The 22861-nt window shown below is 71.7% G+C and carries 18 protein-coding genes; 15 read left to right on the top strand and 3 right to left on the bottom strand.

Translation table 11 applies throughout. The features are described from left to right. Positions 1–7: 7 nt before the first annotated feature. Positions 8–1639, top strand: coding sequence for an MFS transporter (locus AOK22_RS10985; protein WP_055698407.1), 1632 nt, complete (start codon positions 8–10; stop codon positions 1637–1639). Positions 1640–1808: 169 nt separating this feature from the next. Further along, positions 1809–3005 (top strand): acyl-CoA dehydrogenase family protein, encoded by a 1197-nt coding sequence (locus tag AOK22_RS10980; protein WP_055698406.1) that lies wholly within the window; start codon positions 1809–1811, stop codon positions 3003–3005. Between the two features lie 52 nt (positions 3006–3057). Here the strand turns inward: AOK22_RS10980 and AOK22_RS10975 are convergent, their stop codons facing one another. Further along, positions 3058–3507, bottom strand: coding sequence for a cell division protein SepF (locus AOK22_RS10975; protein WP_055698405.1), 450 nt, complete (start codon positions 3505–3507; stop codon positions 3058–3060). 290 nt (positions 3508–3797) lie between these two features. Between AOK22_RS10975 and AOK22_RS10970 the strand changes: the two genes are divergently transcribed. Next, positions 3798–5132, top strand: a complete 1335-nt coding sequence (locus tag AOK22_RS10970) for a DUF5685 family protein (protein WP_055698404.1) — start codon at positions 3798–3800, stop codon at positions 5130–5132. A gap of 42 nt (positions 5133–5174) precedes the next feature. Here the strand turns inward: AOK22_RS10970 and AOK22_RS10965 are convergent, their stop codons facing one another. Beyond that, a complete protein-coding gene (locus tag AOK22_RS10965; RefSeq protein ID WP_055698403.1) occupies positions 5175–6134 on the bottom strand; it encodes an ABC transporter substrate-binding protein in 960 nt (319 codons plus the stop codon). A 486-nt stretch (positions 6135–6620) separates the two neighbouring features. Between AOK22_RS10965 and AOK22_RS10960 the strand changes: the two genes are divergently transcribed. The 12 genes from AOK22_RS10960 to adhE all read left to right on the top strand — a co-directional run bounded on the left by AOK22_RS10960 (position 6621) and on the right by adhE (position 21608). Further along, positions 6621–7496, top strand: a complete 876-nt coding sequence (locus AOK22_RS10960) for an amino acid ABC transporter permease (protein ID WP_055698402.1) — start codon at positions 6621–6623, stop codon at positions 7494–7496. Continuing rightward, positions 7493–9274: an FAD/NAD(P)-binding protein gene (locus AOK22_RS10955; RefSeq protein ID WP_055698401.1), complete on the top strand. Its 1782-nt coding sequence runs from the start codon at positions 7493–7495 to the stop codon at positions 9272–9274. Before AOK22_RS10960 ends, AOK22_RS10955 begins: the two co-directional genes overlap by 4 nt. Further along, entirely contained in the window at positions 9258–10151 is an 894-nt protein-coding gene (locus AOK22_RS10950) for an amino acid ABC transporter permease (protein WP_055698400.1), read from the top strand. The genes AOK22_RS10955 and AOK22_RS10950 overlap by 17 nt, the downstream gene beginning before the upstream one ends. Continuing rightward, complete coding sequence (locus AOK22_RS10945) at positions 10148–10960, top strand: amino acid ABC transporter ATP-binding protein (protein ID WP_055698399.1); 813 nt, start codon at positions 10148–10150, stop codon at positions 10958–10960. The genes AOK22_RS10950 and AOK22_RS10945 overlap by 4 nt, the downstream gene beginning before the upstream one ends. A gap of 10 nt (positions 10961–10970) precedes the next feature. Continuing rightward, positions 10971–11945 (top strand): ABC transporter substrate-binding protein, encoded by a 975-nt coding sequence (locus AOK22_RS10940; protein ID WP_055698398.1) that lies wholly within the window; start codon positions 10971–10973, stop codon positions 11943–11945. Between the two features lie 28 nt (positions 11946–11973). Beyond that, the gene (locus AOK22_RS10935; RefSeq protein WP_055698397.1) at positions 11974–13056 is read left to right on the top strand and encodes an LLM class flavin-dependent oxidoreductase; all 1083 of its coding nucleotides are present in this window, start codon (positions 11974–11976) and stop codon (positions 13054–13056) included. Beyond that, complete coding sequence (locus AOK22_RS10930; RefSeq protein WP_055698396.1) at positions 13053–14354, top strand: NtaA/DmoA family FMN-dependent monooxygenase; 1302 nt, start codon at positions 13053–13055, stop codon at positions 14352–14354. The genes AOK22_RS10935 and AOK22_RS10930 overlap by 4 nt, the downstream gene beginning before the upstream one ends. A 5-nt stretch (positions 14355–14359) precedes the next feature. Then, positions 14360–15175 carry a DUF1684 domain-containing protein gene (locus tag AOK22_RS10925; protein ID WP_055698395.1) on the top strand — a complete coding sequence of 272 codons (816 nt, stop codon included), beginning with the start codon at positions 14360–14362 and terminating at the stop codon, positions 15173–15175. 265 nt (positions 15176–15440) lie between these two features. After that, positions 15441–16346, top strand: a complete 906-nt coding sequence (locus AOK22_RS10920) for a S1 family peptidase (protein ID WP_055698394.1) — start codon at positions 15441–15443, stop codon at positions 16344–16346. Between the two features lie 145 nt (positions 16347–16491). After that, positions 16492–17373 carry a slipin family protein gene (locus AOK22_RS10915; RefSeq protein ID WP_079036483.1) on the top strand — a complete coding sequence of 294 codons (882 nt, stop codon included), beginning with the start codon at positions 16492–16494 and terminating at the stop codon, positions 17371–17373. 279 nt (positions 17374–17652) lie between these two features. Continuing rightward, positions 17653–18732, top strand: a complete 1080-nt coding sequence (locus AOK22_RS10910) for a S1 family peptidase (RefSeq protein WP_055698393.1) — start codon at positions 17653–17655, stop codon at positions 18730–18732. Positions 18733–18992: 260 nt separating this feature from the next. Continuing rightward, positions 18993–21608: a bifunctional acetaldehyde-CoA/alcohol dehydrogenase gene (gene adhE / locus AOK22_RS10905; protein ID WP_055698392.1), complete on the top strand. Its 2616-nt coding sequence runs from the start codon at positions 18993–18995 to the stop codon at positions 21606–21608. Between the two features lie 57 nt (positions 21609–21665). Here the strand turns inward: adhE and AOK22_RS10900 are convergent, their stop codons facing one another. Further along, entirely contained in the window at positions 21666–22814 is a 1149-nt protein-coding gene (locus tag AOK22_RS10900; RefSeq protein ID WP_055698391.1) for an AAA family ATPase, read from the bottom strand. Between the last annotated feature and the right edge of the window lie 47 nt (positions 22815–22861).

Here is a 22861-nt window from a genome sequence, read left to right as displayed (position 1 = left end):
TACGCACATGTCCGGGACGACCACGGCCGCAGCATCGCAGGGCCGTCGGGGATCCGGGGCCGGTGCCGGGGCCAACCGCTGGGTCGTGCTCGTCGTCCTCTGCGTCAGCCTGCTGCTCGTCGCCGTCGACGCCACCGTGCTGCACGTCGCGGTGCCCGCGGTCACCGAGGACCTGAGGCCCGGCGCGATCGAACTGCTGTGGATCGTCGACATCTATCCACTGGTCTGCGCCTCGCTCCTCATCCTCTTCGGCACGCTCGGCGACCGCGTCGGCCGCCGCCGCGTCCTCCTCCTCGGCTACGCCCTCTTCGGCGTCGCCTCGGCCGTCGCGGCCCTCGCGGACAACGCGCAGGTCCTGATCGCGGCCCGCGCGCTGCTCGGCGTCGGCGGCGCGATGATCATGCCCGCGACGCTGTCGATCCTGCGCCAGGTCTTCCCCGACCGGCGCGAGCGGGCGCTGGCCATCGGCATCTGGAGCGCGGTGGCCGCCGTGGGCGCCGCGGTCGGGCCGCTGCTCGGCGGGTTCCTCCTGGAGCACTTCTGGTGGGGCTCGGTCTTCCTCATAAACATCCCGCTGATGCTGGTCAGCCTGCCCGTCGGGCGCTGGCTGCTGCCCGAGTCGACCGGCGAGCGCGACGGACCGTGGGACGTCGTCGGCGCGCTCATGGCGGCCGCCGGACTCTTCGGACTCGTGCTCGGCGTGAAGCGGCTCGGCGGCGGCGAGGCGCCGCTCGGCCCCACGACCCTGATCTCGCTGGCCGTGGGCGGCGCCCTGCTCGTCGGCTTCGTCCGCAGGCAGCGGCGGCGCGCGCACCCCCTGGTCGACCTGTCGATGTTCGCGCGGCCCGCGTTCAGCACGTCGGTCGGCTGCATCGTCCTCGCCATGCTCGCCCTGGTGGGCCTGGAGCTGATCGCCGCGCAGTACCTCCAGCTCGTCCTCGGCCTCTCCCCGCTGGAGACGGGCCTGCGCCTGCTGCCCCTCACCATCGCCGCGATGGCCGCCGGCCTCGCCGGGTCGAAGATGCTGAGCCGCTTCGGCCCGCGCGCGATGGTCTGCGCCGGCTTCTGCGTGACCGCCGCCGCCGTGGTGCTGCTCACCGGCATGGGCGGGCACGCCAACGACACGCTGCTCCTCGTCGGCTTCGTGCTGCTCGGCTTCGGCCTGGAGACCACGCTCTTCGGCGCGTACGAGTCGATGCTCAGCGAGGCGCCGCAGGCGCAGGCGGGCGGCGCCGCCGCGATCGGCGAGACCTCCTACCAGCTGGGCGCCGGCATCGGCATCGCGCTGCTCGGCAGCGTCATGAACGCGGCGTACGCGCCGGGGCTCTCCTCGGTGCGGGGTGTCCCCGCGGCGGACAGCGCCGCGGCGAGCCACTCGCTCGGCGAGGCGTACGGGGTCGCCTCGCGGCTCGGCGGGGAGGCGGGCGACGCCCTGCGGGCCGCGGCGCGGAACGCCTTCGTGCACGGGCTGCACGTGACCCTGCTGGTCAGCGCGGGGCTGCTGCTCATCGGGGCCCTCGCGGCGCTGCGGCTGCCGCGGGCCATGGAGTGCGGGGCGCCCGCGGCGCGGGCCGAGACGGGGGTGCCCGCCCCCAGGGACCCGGCCGGGGTCGGTGCCGCCTCGTCCGCCGACGTCTGAGCCTTCGGCGGCCGCGTCCTTCGGGGACGGGCGCTCGGTGGCCGGTCGCGCGATTCCCGCACCGCTGACGGGGCCCGAGCCGCTCTGGACGTGCGGGACACTGCGTCGTAACGTCAGCGCGAGCCGTAGCTAACTACCACTGCTAGTTTTGCGTCGCCGGAGGCCCCGCATGTCCGCAAGCGCCCGCACACCGCTCCCGCCCTTCGACCCCGCCGACCCCCTCGGCATCGACGACCTCCTCGACCCCGAGGACCTCGCGATCCGCGACACCGTCCGCACCTGGGCCACGGACCGGGTCCTGCCGCACATCGCCGACTGGTACGAGAAGGGCGAGCTGCCCGGCATCCGCGAGCTGGCCCGCGAGCTCGGCTCCCTCGGGGCGCTCGGCATGTCCCTGGAGGGCTACGGCTGCGCCGGCGCCAGCTCCGTGCAGTACGGCCTCGCCTGCCTGGAGCTGGAGGCCGCCGACTCCGGCATCCGCTCGCTCGTCTCCGTGCAGGGCTCCCTGGCCATGTACGCGATCTGGAGGTTCGGCTCCGAGGAGCAGAAGCAGCGGTGGCTGCCCGGCATGGCCGCCGGCGAGATCATCGGCTGCTTCGGCCTCACCGAGCCCGACCACGGCTCCGACCCCGCGTCCATGCGCACGCACGCCAAGAAGGACGGCACCGACTGGGTGCTCACCGGGCGCAAGATGTGGATCACCAACGGCTCGGTGGCCGGTGTCGCCGTCGTCTGGGCGCAGACCGACGAGGGGATCCGCGGCTTCGTCGTGCCGACGGACGGCCCCGGCTTCTCCGCGCCCGAGATCAGGCACAAGTGGTCGCTGCGCGCGAGCGTCACCAGCGAACTGGTGATGGACGAGGTGCGGCTGCCCGCGGACGCGGTGCTGCCCGGGGTCGTCGGCCTCAAGGGCCCGCTCAGCTGTCTCTCCCACGCCCGCTACGGCATCGTCTGGGGTGCCATGGGCGCGGCCCGGTCCTCCTTCGAGGCGGCCGTGGAGTACGCGAAGACCCGTGAGCAGTTCGGCCGGCCCATCGGCGGCTTCCAGCTCACCCAGGCCAAGCTCGCCGACATGGCGGTCGAGCTGCACAAGGGCATCCTGCTCGCCCACCACCTCGGGCGGCGCCTGGACGCGGGCAGGCTCCGTCCCGAGCAGGTCAGCTTCGGCAAGCTCAACAACGTACGAGAGGCGATCGAGATCTGCCGCACGTCCAGGACCATCCTGGGCGCCAACGGGATCTCGCTGGAGTACCCCGTCATGCGGCACGCGACGAACCTCGAGTCGGTGCTCACCTACGAGGGCACCGTCGAGATGCATCAGCTCGTACTGGGCAAGGCGCTCACCGGTCTCGACGCCTTCCGGTGACCGGTCCGGGGGCGACCCCGGAGCCGGCCGGCTCCGGTGAGCGGCCCTGCCCCTAGCTCTGGTTGAAGAAGCCGTCCGCCGGCCGGCTCGCGGCCTCGCCGTTGACGATCTGCGTGTCGGCGGGCGTGAGCAGGAAGACCCGCGTCGCCACGCGCTCGATCGAGCCGCGCAGGCCGAAGGTCAGGCCGGCCGCGAAGTCGACCACGCGCTTGGCGTCGGTGGGCTCCATGGACGTGAGGTTCATGATGACCGGGACACCGTCCCGGAAGAGCTCGCCGATGCCGCGCGCGTCCCGGAAGCTGTCCGGGGTCACGGTCCCGATCCGCTGGCCCTGCTCCTCGGCCGCCTCGGTCGCCACCCGCACACGCGGGTCGGTGACCCAGGCCTCCGGCTGGTCGGGCCCCTCGGTCCGGTCGTCGTCGTAGCCGTCGTCGTAGTAACGCTCGTCATTGTTGTCGTCGACGAGGCCAAGCCAGGCACTCGCCTTGCGCACCGATCCCATGGACGCCTCCTCTCACCGCGGTTTCCCTGAGTTCCGCATCCCTATCGTCGTCCATGATGCGGATGGTGCGCCAAGTGGATAGTCGCCGCGCGGGGTTTTCGTGACGGTACTGGTGCAGAGTCAACACGCCGACGCACGTTGCGCTTCAAGGGTCTTGCCGTGTACGGCTGCTGACGGAGAGTGAAATATGATTCTTCACGGCGTATGGGTGACGGTCGGTGCGTCCGGGTGAACGGGGCCCTCGCTACGATGCCCGGGTTGATCGCTTCGGGCTTCTCGGGGGAGTCGTCTTGTTCGGAATCGTCAGGCCCTGCAGCCATCGTCTCGGGGAGGGCCTCAAGACGCAGTGGATGGCCCATCTGTGCGGGCTCTGTCTCGCGCTGCGCGGTGACCACGGGCAGTTCGCCCGGGTCGTCACCAACTACGACGGGCTCATCATCTCGGTTCTGACGGAGGCTCAGGCCGAGCGCTCGACCGGCTGGCGGCGCACCGCGGGGCCCTGTCCGCTGCGCGGGATGCGGACGGCGTCCGTGGCGCGGGGCGAGGGCGCGCGGCTCGCCGCGGCCGTCTCGCTGGTCCTCGCCTCGGCGAAGGTCCGCGACCATGTCGTCGACGGGGACGGGCTCCTGGCGCGCAGGCCAGTGGCCGTCGCGGCCCGGCGGGTGGCCCGCAGCTGGGACAAGGCGGGCGCGCGGACCGGCGCCGATGTGGGCTTCGACACGGCGGTCCTGGTCGACGCCGTCGAACGGCAGGCCGGCATCGAGGCCTTGGCGGGCCCCGGCACCTCGCTGCTCGCGGTCACCGAGCCGACCGAGACCGCGACCGCCGCGGCCTTCGCGCACACCGCCGTGCTCGCCGGCCGCCCCGGCAACGCGCAGCCGCTCGCCGAGGCCGGCCGGCTCTTCGGCCGCCTCGCGCACCTGCTCGACGCCGTGGAGGACAAGGAGGCCGACGCCGCGTCGGGCGCGTGGAACCCGCTCACCGCGACCGGCACGTCCCTGACCGAGGCGCGGCGCCTCGCCGACGACGCGCTGCACGGCATCCGCCTCGCACTGCGGGACGCCGAGTTCACCGACGGCAAGCTGGCCCACATGCTGCTCGCGCACGAGCTGGGCCGGTCGGTCGACCGGGCCTTCGGGACCGACGGCTGCGGGCACACACATCAGGTGACGGCGCATCAGGACGGCTCCTTCGGACCGCCGCAGCAGGGCGGCGCGTACGGCGCCCCGCAGCAGGGCGGGCCGTACGGACACCCCTCCAGTGGTCCGTACGGCCCGCAGAATCCGTACGGAGGCGGCAATCCGTACGGAGGCGGTGTGCCCGGTGGTCCGGCCGGGCCCCAGGGGCCCGGCGGTCCGGGCGGCTCCGGTGGCTCCGGGGGGCCCGGCGGCTTCGGCGGCGGTCCCGACTTCGGGCCGCAGCCGCCGAAGCCCGGCAAGCGCGGCTTCTGGGCCGGGTGCGCCGTCGCCATCGGCCTGTGCTGCACCTGCAAGATGTGCTGCGCCGACCACTACGAGGGCCCCTGGTCCCGCAAGAAGCGCGAGGGCTGCTGCACGAACTGCGACTGCGACTGCGGCTGCTGCGGCATCTGCGAGTGCTGCTCCTGCTGCGACTGCGGCCTCTAGCGGTCCGGGGGCGCGCGGGGCGTCGGCCGGGGTGACGCGGGGTCAGTCCTTGATCTCCGGCGGGGAGATCTGCGACTTCTCGATCGCCGAACCCTGCGTCCCCCACTTCTTCAGGATGCGGTCGTACGTCCCGTCCTTGATCAGCTGGTCGACCGCGGCCCGGAAGGCGGGGGCCAGCTTCGTGCCCTTCTTGAAGGCGAAGCCGACGTCGAGCCGGTGGTACTCGCCGAGGAACTTCAGGCCCTCCTGCTGCTTCACGGCGTAGCGAAGGCCGTTGATCGTGGACATCACCGCGTCCGCGCGGCCCTGCTGCAGCGCGGCCCAGATCGCGCCCTGCTCGGCGTACGTCTTCACGCTGTAGGGCTTCTTGCCCGCCTCCTCGCAGACGTGCTTGTTGTCCTCCAGCGTGACCTCGAAGGTGGTGCCCGCGCCGGTCGCCACGTTCAGTCCGCACAGCTGCTCGAAGTCGGTGACCTTCTTCAGCTTGCTGTCCTTGCGGACGGCGAAGCCCTGGCCGTCGTTGATGTACGTCACGAAGTCGATGGTCCTGCGGCGCTCGTCGGTCACCCCGAAGTTGCCCGTGCCCAGGTCGTACTTGCCGCTGCCCAGGGCCGGCAGGATCGCCTCGAAGCTCGCGGCCTCCCGCTTCAGCTTCAGGCCGAGGACCTTGGCCACGGCGTCCGCGAAGTCGATGTCCTGGCCGACGATCGTCCTGCCGTCCTCCAGGTAGAGCGCGCCGGGCGGGGTGCCGCCGACGGAGGCGGCGACGTCGAGGGTGCCGCGCTCGCGCACGTCCGCGGGCAGCAGGCCGGCCGCGGCCGGGCTCTTCTTGACGGAGGACACCACGTCGGCGGTCGGGATCCTGGCGCTCTTGCCGGCGGGGGCCGCACCGCCCGCGGTGCCCGCGGCGCCACCGGAGCCGCACGCGGTCAGCGCGAGGGTGGCGGCGGTGATCAGGGCGAAGGCCGCCGGGATACGGCGGGACTGCGAGGGCGTGCTCATGGCGTGACGTTCTCCAGCTCGGCAGGGCAGGGCGAAGCGGACGTGCGAGGGGAGGGGTGTGCCACCGCTCGCGACGGGGGAGCGGTGGCGTACGCGTGTGAAGGCGGGGTCGCCGCCCGCGCGGGGGCGATGGCGGCGAGAACACAGGAAGGCGCGCAGAAGCCGAATCCCCCAGGGGGCCCGACGGGGCTCAGGGCACGGCGATCGCAGGGGGTCGGCTCAGGAGGACATCAACAAGACGCCGACCACACTCGACCGAAGTCGATGTGGGAGCGCGTGACCAGCCACTGCTGCGGATGCATGGGCCAAGTGGAGCAGGCATCCGTTTCCGCGTCAACTGCCGTGAGACGTAACGCTCATATCCTGGACACCCTTGACAGTTCAGGTGAAGCGCCCCGTAATCTCGGGGGCGGATCGTGCTGAGGGGCTCGGTCCATGTGAAGGCACCACCCGTGTTCGAGCTTCTGCATCCACGGAGCCTTCCGCATGTCCTCCGACACCCTCGCCAAAGTCGAGACCTCTCCGCCGTCCCCGGATCCCGCCGGCCCCGCCGCGCCCGACGACACCCCGCGCATTGTGCCCCGGCCGCGCCTGGGCCAGTGGACGGCGGCCGCCGTCGTCCTGGTGCTGCTCGCGCTGGCCGCCACGTCCGTCGTCCGCAACGGGGCGTTCCAGTGGGACGTCGTCGCCGACTACTTCACCACGGCGTCCGTCCTGCGCGGCCTGTGGCTCACGCTCTGGCTGACCGCCGTCGTCATGGCGCTCGGCTTCGCGCTCGGTGCGCTGCTCGCCATCGGCCGCCTGTCCGCCAACCCCGTTCTGAGAGCGGTCAGTTGGGGATACATCTGGTTCTTCAGGTCGATGCCGATCCTGGTGCAGCTGCTGTTCTGGTTCAACATCGGGGCGCTCTACCCGCAGCTGTTCGGCGTGAAGACGGTCGATCTGCTCGGACCCGTCACCATCGCCGTCATCGGCCTCACGCTGCACGAGGCCGCGTACGCCGCCGAGGTGGTGCGCGGCGGAATCCTCTCCGTCGACCGCGGGCAGATCGAGGCCGCGCAGTCGCTCGGCCTCGGACGGTGGCGCAGGTGGCGGCGGATCGTGCTGCCGCAGGCCATGCGGTCCATCGTGCCGCCGGCCGGGAACATGCTCATCGGCACGCTCAAGGGCACCTCGATCGTCTCCGTCATCGCCGTGCAGGACCTGCTCTACTCCGTGCAGCTCGTCTACCACCGCACCTACCAGGTCATCCCGCTGCTGATGGTCGCCACCATCTGGTACGTCGTGGTCACCTCGGTGCTCAGCGTCGGCCAGTACTACGTCGAGCGGCACTACGCCCGCGGTTCGGAGCGTGCCCGATGAGGCGCTCCCTGGTGTTCGTGGGAGCGGGCCCGCGCGGCACCGGCATCCTGGAACGCATCGCCGCCAACGCGCCCGAGCTGTACGAGGGTTCGGACGTCGACGGCCTCGACATCCACCTCGTCGACCCGCACCCGCCGGGCGGCGGGCGCGTCTGGCGGGCCGACCAGTCGCCGCTGCTCTGGATGAACTCGCAGGCCCAGGACGTCACCATGTTCACCGACGAGACGGTGGAGCTGACGGGCCCGGTCGTGCCGGGCCCCGCGCTGCACGAGTGGAGCGGACGCGACGGCCGGGACTTCCTCAGCCGCCACGAGCAGAGCGCCTACATGCGCTGGGTGTACGAACAGGCCGTGGCCGCCCTGCCCGAGGGCATCACCGTCCACCACCACCCGCGCAGGGCGCTGCGCGTCACCGGTGGGCACGACACCCGTCAGGACGTGTTCGTCGAAGGCCTCGACGAACCGATAGCCGCCGACCTCGTCCTCCTGCTCCAGGGGCACCTGGACGCCGAACTCGACGACGAGCAGACCGAGTTGGCCGCGTACGCCGAGCGCAACGGGCTGGTGCACCTGCCGCCGGACTTCACCGCCGACAGCGACCTCTCGCGCCTCGCGCCCGGCGAACCCGTCCTCGTGCGCGGCTTCGGCCTCGCCTTCGTCGACCTGATGGTGCTGCTCACCGAGGGCCGCGGCGGACGGTATGAGGGCGACACCTACCACCCCTCGGGGCGCGAGCCCGTCCTCCACGTCGGCTCGCGGCGCGGCGTCCCCTACCACTCGAAGATCGGCTACGACTGGACGGGCGAACGGCCGCCGCTGCCCCGCTACCTGGGCCCCGCCGAGGTCGACGCGCTCCTCGCCCGGCCCGGCGGACACGACTTCCGGCGCGACGTGTGGCCGCTCATCGAGAAGGAACTCGGCTTCGCCCACTACCACCGTCTCTTCACCGCCCACCCCGGGCGCACCCGCATCGCCTGGGCGGACTTCGACGAGAAGTACGAGGCCTGCGCGCCCGGCAGCCCCGAACTGGACGCCCTCGTCGCCTCCGCCGTGCCCGACCCCGCCGACCGGCTCGACCTCACCGCCCTCGACCACCCCCTCTCCGGGGTGGGCCACACCTCCTACGAGGCGCTGCAGGACGGGCTGCGCGGCTACATCACCGACGACCTCGCCCGCCGCCACGACCCCGGGCACAGCCCCGACCTCGCCGTGTTCCTCGGACTCCTCTCCGTCTACGGCCAGTTGGTGCGGCTCGGCGACCCGGGCGACTGGTGGCACGGCTTCTTCAGCTACCTCGCGTCCGGCCCGCCCGGCCCCCGGCTGCGGCAGCTCCTCGCCCTCTCGCGCGCCGGGATCGTGCGGTTCCTCGGCGCGGACGTCCGGGTGAGCGCCGAGGACGGGGTGTTCCGCGCCCAGAGCCCCACCCTGCCCGGCCACGTCACCGAGGCCCGCGCGCTCGTCGAGGCCCGGCTGCCGCAGCCCACCCTGGCCCGCGCCCGCGACCCGCTGCTGCGCGCCCTGCATGCCGAGGGCGTCGGCGAGACGCCGGCCGGACTCCTCGCCGTCGACCCCGCCGACGGACGGATCCTCGACCGGGCGGGCGTGCCGCATCCGCGCCGCTTCGCGCTCGGCCCGCACACCGACGCGCGCGGCGCCGGTGCGTTCACCCGGCCGCGGACCAACAGCCCCACCTTCCGGCAGAACGACGCCACCGCACGCGCCGTCCTCGACTTCCTGCGCACCTCCACGACCCGAGGAACCCATGTCCCTGACCAGTGATCCGCCCGTCAGCAAGGGCGACCGGGCCGCGCCGCCGGCGGCCGACGACCTCGACGGGTTCACGGTCGTACCCGTACGCCACCCCTGGCGGTGGGCCGCCGTCGCCGCGACCGCCGTCCTGATCGCGCAGTTCGCGCACGGACTCGTCACCAACCCCGCCTGGGAGTGGGAGGTGTTCGCGGAGTTCTTCACCGCCGACGTCATCCTCAAGGCGGTCTGGATCACCCTCCAGCTCACCTTCTACGGCACGGCGCTCGGCTTCGCGCTCGGTGTCGTCCTCGCCTTCATGCGGCTCTCGGCGAGCCCGTTCCTGAAGTCGGTGGCCTTCGCCTACATCTGGGCGTTCCGCTCGATCCCGCTCATCGTGCAGCTGCTGTTCTGGTTCAACCTCGCCTACCTCTACAAGGAGCTGCAGTTCGGCATCCCGTTCGGGCCCGGCTTCTTCTCCTTCGACACCATGGGGCTCGTCGGCGCGATGAGCGCGGCCGTCCTCGGTCTGGCACTGCACCAGGCCGCGTACGCCGCGGAGATCGTGCGCGCCGGTGTCGCGGCCGTCGACAGCGGGCAGCTGGAGGCCGCCGCCGCGCTCGGCATCCCCAAACTGCGGCAGGTGCGCAGGATCGTGCTCCCGCAGGCGATGCGGTCGATCCTGCCCAACGCGGCCAACGAGATCATCTCCCTCTTCAAGGGCACCTCGATCGTCTCCGTCATGGCGATCGGCGAACTCTTCTACCAAGTGCAGGTCATCTACGGCCGCAACGGCCGGGTCGTGCCGCTCCTGATGGTCGCCACCGTCTGGTACATCCTCCTGACCAGCGCGCTCTCCGTCCTCCAGCACTACGTCGAACGTCACTTCTCCAAGGGGGCCACGCGATGAGCGCCATGGTCGAACTCCGTTCCGTCCGCAAGTCCTTCGGCTCCCTGGAGGTGCTGAAGGGAGTCGACCTGGAGGTCGCCGCGGGCGAGGTCACCGTCGTCCTCGGCCCCTCCGGCTCCGGCAAGTCCACGCTGCTGCGCACCATCAACCACCTGGAGAAGGTCGACGGGGGCTGGGTCAGCGTCGACGGCGAGCTCGTCGGCTACCGGCGTGGAGACAAGGCGTCGGCCCGAAGGGCCCCCGGCAAGGGCGGTGGTGGGGGACGGGCGGGCAAGCTGTACGAGCTGCGCGAGCGGGACGTCCTCAAGCAGCGCACCCACATCGGCTTCGTCTTCCAGAACTTCAACCTCTTCCCGCATCTGACGGTCCTGGAGAACATCGTCGAGGCGCCGGTCTCCGCGCTGAAGCGGCCCCGCAGGCAGGCCGTGGCGAGCGCCGAGGCGCTGCTCGCGAGGGTCGGGCTCGCCGACAAGGCCGACGCCTACCCCAAGCAGCTCTCCGGCGGACAGCAGCAGCGCGTCGCCATCGCCCGCGCCCTCGCCCTGGAGCCGAAGCTGCTCCTCTTCGACGAGCCGACCTCCGCGCTCGACCCGGAGCTGGTCGGCGAGGTCCTCGACGTCATCAAGGACCTGGCGCGCCAGGGCACCACGATGATCGTCGTCACCCATGAGATCGGCTTCGCCCGCGAGGTGGCCGACACCGTCGTCTTCATGGACGACGGCCGCGTCGTCGAGCGGGGCGCCCCCGCCGACGTACTCGACGCCCCCCGGCACGAGCGCACCCGCGCCTTCCTCTCCAAGGTCCTCTAGGAGCCCCCGCATGCCATCCCGACGCACCGCCCTCACCTTCGCCGTCGCCGCCCTGGCCGCCGCGCCCCTGCTCAGCGCCTGCGGCGGCGACAGCGACGCCGCGACCGGCGGCGGCCGCCCCGGCGTCAAGAAGGTCGGCTCCATCAACATCGGACCCGACCAGAACCGCGTGCGCGGCAAGAAGGTCGACTCGATCGCCGCCCTCGTGCCCGAGGACGTGAGAAAGCGCGGCACGCTGCGGCTCGGCGGCGGCGCCGACTCGACCGCGCCGCTCGGCTTCTACGCCACCGACGACAAGACCCGCATCGGCTCCGAGGTCGACCTCGCGGTCCTCGTCGCCGACACCCTCGGCCTCAAGCCGGTGTTCGAGGAGGTCTCCTGGGAGAACCTCTTCGTCGGCCTGGACAGCGGGAAGTTCGACGGTGTCTTCGGCAACGTCACGGTGACCGAGGAGCGCAAGGAGAAGTACGACTTCGCGACCTACCGGCTCGACAACATCGCCTTCGAGGTGAAGAAGGGCGCCGGCTGGACGGTGAAGGGGCCGAAGGACGTGGCCGGCAAGGCCGTCGCGGTCTCCTCCGGCACCAACCAGGAGAAGATCCTCGTCGACTGGAGCAGGCGCAACGAGAAGGCCGGGCGCGAGCCGGTCGACATCAAGTACTTCCAGAAGGACTCCGACTACTACCTCGCCCTCCAGTCCGGGCGCATCGACGCCTACCTCGGGCCGAGCCCCGCGGTCTCGTACCACGTGGCCTCCGCGGGCCAGAGCGAGGTCGCGGGATCGCTCTCGGGCGGGGGCGACTCGCTCCAGGGGGAGATCGCCGCGACCACGAAGAAGGGGAGCGGGCTCGTCGACGCCTACGCCGCGGCGATCGACCACGCGATCAAGGACGGCAGTTACGCGAAGGTCCTCAAGCGGTGGGGGCTGTCCGGCGAGGCCGTGAAGAAGTCCGAGATCAATCCGCCGGGCCTGCCCAAGCCGTAGCCGTGCCCTCAGCAGAAAGGTTCAGCCGATGACCACCGCACCCACCGGGCGCGGCCCGCTCCACCTCGCCGCCGCCATCGACCTGCCCGAGACCTACGAAGCCGCTCCCTACGCCGAGCTCGCGCTCCTCGCCGAGCAGGGGGCCCTGGACTTCGTGACGCTGGGCGACTCCTTCGCGCGGGCCGGGCTCGACGCGCTCGGCGTGGCCGCGCGGATCGCGCCCCGCACCGGCCGCGTCGGCCTCGTGCCGACCGTCACGACCACGCACACCGAGCCGTTCCACGTGCAGGCCTCCCTGGCGACCCTCGACTGGGTCAGCCACGGCCGGGCCGGCTGGGGCGTCGACGTGTCCGCGACCGAGGCCGAGGCCCGGCTCTTCGGGCGGCGCCGCGCGGCGCCCCGCGAGGAGCTGTGGCGCGAGGCCGGCGAGGTCGCCGACGTGGCCCGGCGGCTGTGGGACAGCTGGGAGGACGACGCGGAGATACGGGACGTGGCGACCGGCCGCTTCATCGACCGGGACAAGCTGCACTACGTCGACTTCCAGGGGCGTGACTTCTCGGTGCGCGGGCCCTCCATCGTGCCCCGGCCGCCGCAGGGCCACCCCGTGGTCGTCGTCGACGCGACCGCCCCGCAGGCCCGCGAGACCGCCGCCCGGTACGCGGACGTCGCCCTGGTGCGCGTCGCCTCCGCCGACCGGGCCGACGCCGCGCGCGCCGAACTGCGGGGCCTCGCCGCGCGGTACGGGCGCGACCCGCGGACGCTGCGGGTGTTCGCCGCCCTCGTCGTCGACCTCGGCGGCGGCGAGTGCGCCGCCGAACCGGGGCACGGCGGGGGACCGCTGCCCACCGCCGAGGGGCCCTCCTACCGGGGCGGGCCCGTCGACCTGGCCGAACTGATCGCCGCCTGGCACGGCGCGGGAGCCGTCGACGGCTTCCACCTCACGCCCGTCGAACCGCGCCGCGACCTGGAGCGGCTCGTCAACGGCACCGTCGCGCTGCTCCAGCACCGCGGGCTGTTCCGCACCTTCTACCCGGGCAGCACGCTCAGGGAGCACCTGGGGCTCGCCCGGCCCGTCAACCGATACGCCGCGCTCGCGGGGGAGTCCTCATGACACAGCGACCCAAACAGGTGCACCTGGCCGCCCACTTCCCCGGCGTCAACAACACCACCGTCTGGTCCGACCCGGGGTCCGGCTCCCACATCGACTTCGCGTCCTTCACGCACCTCGCCCGCACCGCCGAACGCGGCCTGTTCGACTTCTTCTTCCTCGCCGAGGGGCTGCGGCTGCGCGAGCACAAGGGCCGCATCCACGACCTGGACGTCGTCGGGCGGCCCGAGTCGCTCACCGTCCTGACCGCGCTCGCCGCCGTGACCGAGCGGCTCGGCCTCGCGGGCACCGTCAACGCGACCTTCAACGAACCCTTCGAGCTGGCCCGCAGGTTCGCCTCGCTCGACCACCTCAGCGCGGGCCGCGCCGCCTGGAACGTCGTCACCACCTCCGACGCCTTCACCGGCGAGAACTTCCGGCGCGGCGGCTACCTCGACCGCGCCGACCGTTACACCCGCGCCGCCGAGTTCCTCGCCACCGCGCGCGAGCTGTGGGACTCCTGGACGCCCGACGGACGGCAGCGCGGCTTCACGCACCACGGCGAGCACTTCGCGATCGAGGGCGAGTTCCCCGTGCCGCGTTCCCCGCAGGGCCACCCCGTCGTGATCCAGGCGGGGGACTCCTCGGAGGGCCGGGAGTTCGCCGCGTCGGCCGCCGACGTCATCTTCACCCGGCACGGCACGCCCGAGGCGGGCCGCGCCTTCTACGCCGACGTCAAGGGCCGCCTCGCCGCGTACGGGCGGTCCGCCGACGACCTGAAGATCATGCCCGGGGTCACCTACGTCCTCGGCGACACCGCGGCCGAGGCCCAGGAGAAGGCCGCCGGGATCCGCCGCGCGCAGGTGTCCCCGCAGAACGCGCTCCTCGCCCTGGAGCAGGTGTGGGGCGTGGACCTGTCCGCGTACGACCCGGACGGGCCGCTGCCCGACATCGACCCGGTCCCGGACTCGGAGCTGGTCCAGGGCCGGGTCCGGATCGCCGACCCCTTCGCCGTCGCCGCCAAGTGGCGCGCGCTGTCCGAGGCCAAGGGGCTCTCCATCCGCCAGACCGTCGTCGAGACCACGGCCCGCCAGTCCTTCGTCGGCACCCCGGACGCGGTCGCCGCCGAACTCGCGGAGTCCGTGCGCACCGAGGCCGCCGACGGCTTCATCCTCGTGCCGCACCTGACCCCCGGCGGGCTCGACGAGTTCGTCGAGAAGGTGGTGCCGCTGCTCCAGGAGCGCGGCGTGTACCGCACGGAATACGAGGGCACGACGCTGCGCTCACATCTCGGGCTGCGTGAGCCCGCAGGGAAGGACTGATCACCATGAGCACCGAGAACGACGGCGCCGGCCCGGACACCGACGCCGCGCAGGACTGGAAGCAGTGGCACGAGGAGCGCACGGCGACGGAGTCGGCGCCCTACGGCTCACTCGCCCTCAAGGGCACCCACTGGCTCGCCGACCACCCGGACGGGCACCTTCCGGGGATTCCCGGGCGGTGGACGGCGACCCCCGACGCGGTCGTCCTCACCGCGGAGCCCGCCGACGGCCTGACCGTCGACGGCCTGCCCCTGACCGGAGAGGTCCGCCTCGGCCCGGACACCCTCCTCGTCGAGGAGGCCCGCGTCGTCCTCGGCGCGCGCCGGCTCGTCGTCATCCGGCGCGAAGGCCTGTGGGCGGTGCGCGACTTCGACCCGGACTCCGCCGCGCGTCGCGCCTTCAAGGGCATCGAGGCCACCGCGTACGACGAGCGCTGGGCGGTGCCCGGACGCTTCACCCCGTACGACGAGAAGCGCACCGTCACCGTCGGCAACGCGGACGGCAAGGAGCGCGGCCTCGGCCTCGGCGGTGAACTCTCCTTCCGGCTCGGGGGAGTCGAGCACACGCTCCAGGCGGCCGTCGAGGCGGACGGTTCGCTGTGGGCCGTCTTCGCCGACGGCACCAGTGGCGTCTCCAGTCACCGGTTCCGCTTCCTGCGGCCCGCCGCGCCCGACGCCGAGGGCCGCACCGCGGTCGACTTCAACCGCGCGCTGCTGCCGCCCTGCGCCTTCGCCGACCACTTCCTCTGCCCCTTCCCGCCGCCCGGCAACACGCTGGCGACGGAGATCGCGGCGGGAGAACGGAACCTTCTCGACCGCTGATTCGTCAGACGGTCGGACCTCGGCACCACAGCCGAAAACCCGAGCCCCGGTGGCGTACGACAGGTACGGAACCCACCGGGGCCGGTCGACGTGTATTCGGTCGACGGCCGAAAGGTGCTCTTGTGCGGCTCGTACTCGCCCCCTAATACTCCCGAGCAGCGCTTGTCAGGAGCACGGCGTATCCGGAATCCTGCCTGCTCTTTGGCTGCGCCTCACGGGCCCTCAACCCACAAGGGTCCACTGACTTCCCTCGGGAGGAACAAACGTGAGGATCAAGCGCACCATCCCCCACAGCGACACCGCGAGACGCACCCGACTGCTCGCCGTGGCCACTGGTCTCGTCGCCGCCGGAGCGCTCGTCGTGCCCGCGGCGAACGCGCAGGACAGCGTGGCGACGTTCAGCGCGGCCCAGCTGCGGCAGGCCGACGACGCCGTGCTCGGCGCCGATGTCGCGGGCACCGCCTGGGGCATCGACCCGAAGACCAAGCGACTCGTCGTCACCGCCGACAGCACGGTCTCCAAGGCCGAGATCGCCAAGCTCAAGAAGGCGGCGGGGGCCAACGCCGGCGCACTGAAGATCCAGCGCACGCCCGGGAAGTTCCAGAAGTACATCTCCGGCGGCGACGCCATCTACGCCGACAGCTGGCGCTGTTCCCTCGGCTTCAACGTCCGCAACAGCGCGGGCGCCTACTACTTCCTGACCGCGGGCCACTGCACCGACGGCGCGGGCACCTGGTGGTCCAACTCGGCGAAGACCACCGTGCTCGGCACCACGTCGGGCTCCAGCTTCCCGACCAACGACTACGGCATCGTGCGCTACACGAACAACTCCGTCACCAAGTCCGGCACCGTGGGCAGCCAGGACATCACGGGCGCCGCCGACCCCACCGTCGGGCAGAACGTGACCCGGCGCGGCTCGACGACCGGTACGCACAGCGGCCGGGTCACCGCGCTCAACCAGACCGTCAACTACGGCGGCGGCGACGTCGTCTACGGCATGATCAAGACCACGGTCTGCGCCGAGCCCGGCGACAGCGGCGGCCCGCTGTACTCCGGTTCCACGGCGCTCGGCCTGACCTCCGGCGGCAGCGGCAACTGCTCGTCGGGCGGCACGACGTTCTTCCAGCCGGTCACCGAGGCGCTGCGCGCGTACAACGTCAGCGTCTACTGAGACACCGCACGCCGGCCGGGTCCCGGCCGGCACAGCGGCATGAGCCCCCGCCCGGCTTCCGGGCGGGGGCTCGCGCTGTCCAGGGCGGGCGACTACCTTCGAAGTGGACGCCCAACACGCCCAATTCGGACCCTGGGGGGCCGGCATGGTCGAGGAGCTGGTGACGGCGGGACTGGTCGTCGGGTCCGTCGGAGCGGTCTATGTGATGGCGGCGGCGCGCGTCATCAAGCAGTACGAGCGGGGTGTGATCCTGCGCCTCGGGCGGCTGCAACGCGCGGTGCGCGGGCCGGGGTTCACGATGATCGTGCCCATGGTCGACCGGCTCCGCAAAGTGAACATGCAGATCGTGACGATGCCCGTGCCCGCACAGGACGGCATCACGCGCGACAACGTCACCGTGCGGGTGGACGCCGTCATCTACTTCAAGGTGATCGATCCGGCCGACGCGGTGATGCAGGTCGAGGACTACCGCTTCGCGGTCTCGCAGATGGCGCAGACGTCGCTGCGCTCGATCATCGGCAAGAGCGACCTGGACGATCTGCTGTCCAACCGGGAGAAGCTGAACCAGGGCCTGGAGCTGATGATCGACAGCCCGGCCATCGGCTGGGGCGTGCAGATCGACCGGGTCGAGATCAAGGACGTCTCGCTGCCGGAGACCATGAAGCGCTCGATGGCGCGGCAGGCCGAGGCCGACCGGGAGCGCCGGGCCCGGGTCATCAACGCCGACGCCGAACTCCAGGCCTCCAAGAAGCTCGCGGAGGCCGCCAAGGGCATGGCGGAGGAACCGGCGGCGCTCCAGCTCCGTCTTCTGCAGACGGTGGTGGCCGTCGCCGCCGAGAAGAACTCCACCCTCGTGCTGCCCTTCCCCGTGGAGCTGCTCCGCTTCCTGGAGCGGGCGCAGCAGGCCCTGCCGCAGCAGCCGGACGGGGCGGTTCCGGGGCCCGCGAAGCTGCCGGATTCCGGAGCGGCGAACGCGGAAGTCGGAGAGAACAACGCCCACGGAGGGTCGAGAACCGGACAGGACTAGTCCTCACCCGCCGGCGACCGTCCCCTTGCACGCGGTGTTTGCACCGGGAACCGACGTGGCCAGATCCTGCTCGCCCAACGCGCCGGGGGCGTACGGCCGTTGCCGTGCGCACGTCCTGAAGTAGACCTTGTGTGCGACCGGAAGGCATCGGGATAGTGGGCGAGGCCAATTGGCATGGACGCGGCTTTTTCAGCGTGGCAACTCCGTGCCGCGCAAGCCCTGCGGCCCGTCGGGACCCCACACCGGACGGGTCGATCCCCCCACAGGAGGTCGTGAGTTTTGAAGCACCGACGCATACCCAAGCGGCGTGCCGCCGTGGCAGGCGCGGGCATCGCCGCGCTGGTCGCCGCGGGAATCACCTTCCAGACTGCGAACGCGAGCGAGAACTCCCCCGAGCCCACGCCGGACACCCTCTCGGTGGCCAAGGCCGGAAAGCTCGCCTCGTCCCTGGGCAAGGAGCTGGGCGCGGACGCCGCGGGCACGTACTACGACGCCAAGGCGAAGAGCCTCGTCGTGAACGTGCTGAACCAGAGTGCCGCGGAAGCCGTCGAGTCGGCGGGCGGCAAGGCCAGAATCGTCGAGAACTCCCTGGCGGAGCTGAAGACCGCCCGCGCGACGCTGGACGACAAGGCGGCCGTCCCCGGCACCTCGTGGGCCATGGACCCCGCCTCCAACAAGGTCGTCGTGACGGCCGACCGCACGGTCAAGGGCGCGAAGCTCGACAAGGTCGCCTCGATCGTGAAGAGCCTCGGCGGCAAGGCCGAGCTCAAGCGGAGCAAGGGCGAGTACAAGGCCTTCATCGCCGGCGGCGACGCGATCTGGGGGAGCGGCTCGCGCTGCTCGCTCGGCTTCAACGTCGTCAAGGGCGGCGAGCCGTACTTCCTGACGGCGGGCCACTGCGGCAACGCGGTCAAGAGCTGGTCCGACGCGCAGGGCGGCCAGGAGATCGGCGCCACGGAGGAGTCGAGCTTCCCGGGCAACGACTACGCCATCGTGAAGTACACGGCCGACACCCCGCACCCCAGCGAGGTCAACCTCTACGGCGGCACCCAGGCGATCAGCAAGGCCGGGGACGCCACGGTCGGCCAGAAGGTCACGCGCAGCGGCAGCACCACGCAGGTCCACGACGGTGAGGTCACCGCGCTCGACGCCACGGTGAACTACCAGGAGGGCCAGGTCGACGGTCTGATCCAGACCACGGTCTGCGCGGAGCCCGGCGACAGCGGCGGCGCGCTCTTCGCCGACGACACGGCGCTGGGTCTCACCTCGGGCGGCAGCGGCGACTGCTCGTCCGGCGGCGAGACGTTCTTCCAGCCGGTGCCGGAGGCCCTGTCGGCCTACGGCGCGGAAATCGGCTGACCTCGTCCTGAGGGTTTGGGCCCCGCCCCCTGAAATGGGGGCGGGGCTTTTTCCGGATTCCTTGTGAAAACTTTCACAAGCGCGCAAGGGTCCAAAGTCCCTTCAGGTTTGCGCAGGTCGGAATGGGTTTCCCTGAGGGGGGAGATGCTTCGGCGGGACCTTTTACCCGGAGGTTGGGGTCCTTTTCGGCCGGGCGGGAGCGGCGTAAAGGTGTGGAATCGGAGGTGTAGAGAAAAGGTCTCGGAGAAGGAGTACCTGCCATGCAGGCCAAGGAGATGGTGGACGGACTCGTGCGGGGGGCCCTCGCGGCGCTCGAGCGGTTCCAGTCGTACGACCAGGAGCAGGTCGACCACATCGTCAAGAAGGCCTCCCTCGCCGCGCTGAGCCACCACGGTGAGCTCGCGCGGCAGGCGGTCGAGGAGACCGGGCGCGGCCTCTTCGAGGACAAGGCCGTCAAGAACCTCTTCGCGTGCGAGCACGTCGTCAACTCGATGCGCGGCCTGAAGACCGCGGGCGTCATCTCCCGCGACGAGCTGAACGGCATCACCGAGATCGCCGAACCGGTCGGCGTCGTCTGCGCGATGACCCCGGTGACCAACCCGACCTCGACCACGATCTTCAAGGCGCTCATCGCCCTGAAGACCCGCAACCCGATCGTCTTCGCCTTCCACCCGAGCGCCCAGAAGTGCTCGGCCGAGGCCGCCCGGATCGTCCGGGACGCCGCGATCGAGGCCGGCGCACCCGAGAACTGCGTGCAGTGGGTCGAGGAGCCCTCGATGGAGGCGACCGGCCTCCTCATGAACCACGAGGGCGTCTCCACGATCCTCGCCACCGGCGGCAACGCGATGGTGAAGGCCGCCTACTCCTGCGGCAAGCCCGCGCTCGGCGTCGGCGCGGGCAACGTGCCCGCCTACGTCACCCGCAGCGGCAAGCTGAAGCGGGCCGTGCACGACATCGTGCTCTCCAAGGCCTTCGACAACGGCATGATCTGCGCCTCCGAGCAGGCCGTCATCCTCGACGAGGAGATCTACGAGGAGGCGCTCGAGGAGTTCCAGCGGCTCGGCGCGTACGTCGTCACGGCGGCCGAGAAGACCAAGCTGGAGGAGTTCGTCTTCGGCACGACCGCCTTCGCCAACAACTGCGCGGGCGCCAAGCTGAACGCCGCCGTCGTCGGCAAGTCGCCCCGGTGGATCGCCGAGGAGGCCGGCTTCGAGGTCCCCGAGGGCACCTCGGTCATCGTCGCCGAGTGCGCGGAGGTCGGCGTGGGCGAGCCGCTCACCGGCGAGAAGCTCTCCCCGATCCTGGCCGCCCTGAAGGCCGACAGCACCGAGCGGGGCCTCGAACTGGCCGCGCAGATGGTCGAGTTCCACGGACTCGGGCACAGTGCCGCCATCCACACCGAGGACGAGGAGCTCGCCGAGGAGTTCGGCAGGCGCGTCAAGGCGGTCCGGGTCATCGTCAACGCCCCGTCCACCTTCGGCGGCATCGGCGACGTCTACAACTCCTTCCTCCCCTCGCTCACCCTCGGCTGCGGCTCGTACGGACACAACTCGGTGTCGAACAACGTCTCCGCGGTCAACCTGGTCAACATCAAGCGGATCGGACGGCGCAACAACAACATGCAGTGGTTCAAGGTCCCGCCGAAGATCTACTTCGAGCGCAACTCGCTGCGCTACCTCGGCGAGATGGACGGCATCAAGCGGGTCTCGATCGTGACGGACAAGACGATGTCGGAGCTCGGGTTCGTCGCCCGCGTCACCGACATCCTCGCGGCCCGCCCCGAGGCCGTCACCGTCCAGGTCATCGACGACGTCGAGCCCAACCCGGAGCTCGCCACCGTCCGTGCCGGCGCGGCGCGGATGCGGGACTTCCGGCCGGACACGATCATCGGCCTCGGCGGCGGCTCGCCGATGGACGCGGCCAAGATCATGTGGCTGATGTACGAGCACCCGGAGGTCGAGTTCGCCGACACCAAGGAGAAGTTCTTCGACATCCGCAAGCGGGCCTTCACGTTCCCCGGGCTCGGCAAGAAGGCGCAGATGGTGGCCGTCCCGACCACCTCGGGCACCGGCTCGGAGGTCACCCCCTTCGCCGTCATCTCCGACCCGGAGGCCGCGCAGAAGTACCCCCTCGCCGACTACGCGCTCACCCCGAACGTCGCGATCGTCGACCCGGTCCTGCCGATGGGGCTGCCGGCGACCGTCACCGCCGACTCCGGCTTCGACGCGCTGACCCACGCCACCGAGGCGTATGTCTCCGCCTACGCGAACGACTACACCGACGGGCTCTGCCTCCAGGCCATCAAGCTCATCTTCGAGAACCTGGAGCGGTGCGTCGTGAACGGCGCGAAGGACCCCGAGGCGCGCGAGAAGATGCACAACGCCTCGACGGTCGCGGGCATGGCCTTCGCCAACGCCTTCCTCGGCCTGGTGCACGCCATGGCGCACACCCTCGGCAACACGTTCCACGTCGCCCACGGCCGCACCAACGCGCTGCTCCTGCCGCACGTCATCCGGCACAACGGCACGGTCTCCGGCAAGGCGACGCCGTGGCCGAAGGCCGAGGTCTACCGGGCGCCGGAGCGGTTCCAGGAGATCGCCCGCATGCTGGGCCTGCCGGCCGCGACGCCCGAGGAGGGAGTGGAGTCCTATGCCCGTGCGGTGGAGGAGCTGCGCGCCAAGTGCGGGATTCCCGCGTCCTTCCAGGAGGAGGGCGTCGACGAGGCGGCCTTCCTGGAGGCTCTGCCGCAGCAGGCGATGAACGCGTACGCCGACCAGTGCGCGCCGGCCAACCCCCGTATGCCGATGATCGACGAGATGCAGCAGCTCATGCGGCAGGCGTACTACGGCGAGCCCCGGAAGGACGCGGGGCAGTGACCTGAGCGGCTCCGCCGCGTGAGCGCGACCGGCCACTGACGAGCCGCGGGTCCGGACTCACCGCTTGGGCCAGTACCAGAGCGGTTCGTCCAGGAGGCTCTCCCGGCCCGCCACCGTCGTCCGACCCGACTCCTTGAGCAGTTCTATGGAGTTGACGTCGACACGGTGGCGGGCCGCTCCCTTGGCCACGGCCTCGGCGAGCGGGTGGGCGTGGGTCACCAGGACGACCTGCGTGTCCTTCGTCGCCGTGACGATCAGGTCCGCCAGCGGGCGCAGGAGGTCGGGGTGCAGGCTCGTCTCCGGCTCGTTCAGGACCAGGAGGGACGGCGGGCGCGGGGTGAGCAGCGCGGCCGTCCACAGCAGATAGCGCAGCGTCCCGTCGGACAGCTCGGCCGGGCCGAGGGGGCGCAGCAGACCGCGCTGGTGCAGCTGGAGCTCGAACCGCCCGCCGTTGTCGACGACGCGGACGCGGCTGCCCGGGAAGGCGTCCGCCACGGCCTCGTCGAGCGCCTGGTCGTCACCGATCTCGCGGATGGTCTGCAGGGCCGCCGCCAGGTCGGCGCCGTCGTGGGCGAGGACCGGGGTGCGGGTGCCGATGCGGGCGGCGCGGGCGGGCGCGTCGGCGTCGGTGCGCACGTGGTCGTAGAACCGCCAGGAGCGGATCAGCTCGCGCAGCCGCAGCAGGTCGGGGGCGAGCTGGGGGTCGGCGAACTCGCTGAGCATGCTGTCGTACGGACGGATGCCCTGGGAGCGGTGCCAGCCGCCGTCGGCCGTGCGGGTGCGCACGGCGGGGCCCGCGCGGTCGCAGAGCAGCGCGGCGGTCCGCAGCACGGGCCCGGCCCAGGTGGACTCGCGCTTGATCTCGGGGTCGAGGGCGAACATGGAGCGGGCGCCGCCGGGGCCCGCGCCGCTGCTCTGGGGGACGCCGAAGTCCACCGCGTACCCGAACTCGTCCCCGGCGAAGCCCAGCTTGAGGCCGGCCGGCTCCGCCGTGCGCTCGCCCGCCCACATCGCGGACGGCAGGCCGCCCTCGCGGGCCAGTGCCGCGACCGCGCCGCCCGTGGCGGAGTCGGCGAGCAGGCGCAGGGCGCGGTACAGGCTGGACTTGCCCGTGCCGTTCGCGCCCGTGACCACGTTCAGCCGGTCCAGGGGGACGATCAGTTTGCGCAGGGAGCGGTAGTTCTCGACGGCGAGTGTGCGGATCATGCGTTTCAGCCTCGCACCCGGGTCTGACAATCGACCGCGTACCGTCC

The sequence above is a fragment of the Streptomyces silaceus genome, assembly GCF_001419745.1.
Classification (GTDB): Bacteria; Actinomycetota; Actinomycetes; order Streptomycetales; family Streptomycetaceae; genus Streptomyces; species Streptomyces silaceus.
The sequence above is the reverse complement of the archived record's forward strand: the minus strand, read 5'-3'. Positions and strand labels throughout refer to the sequence as shown.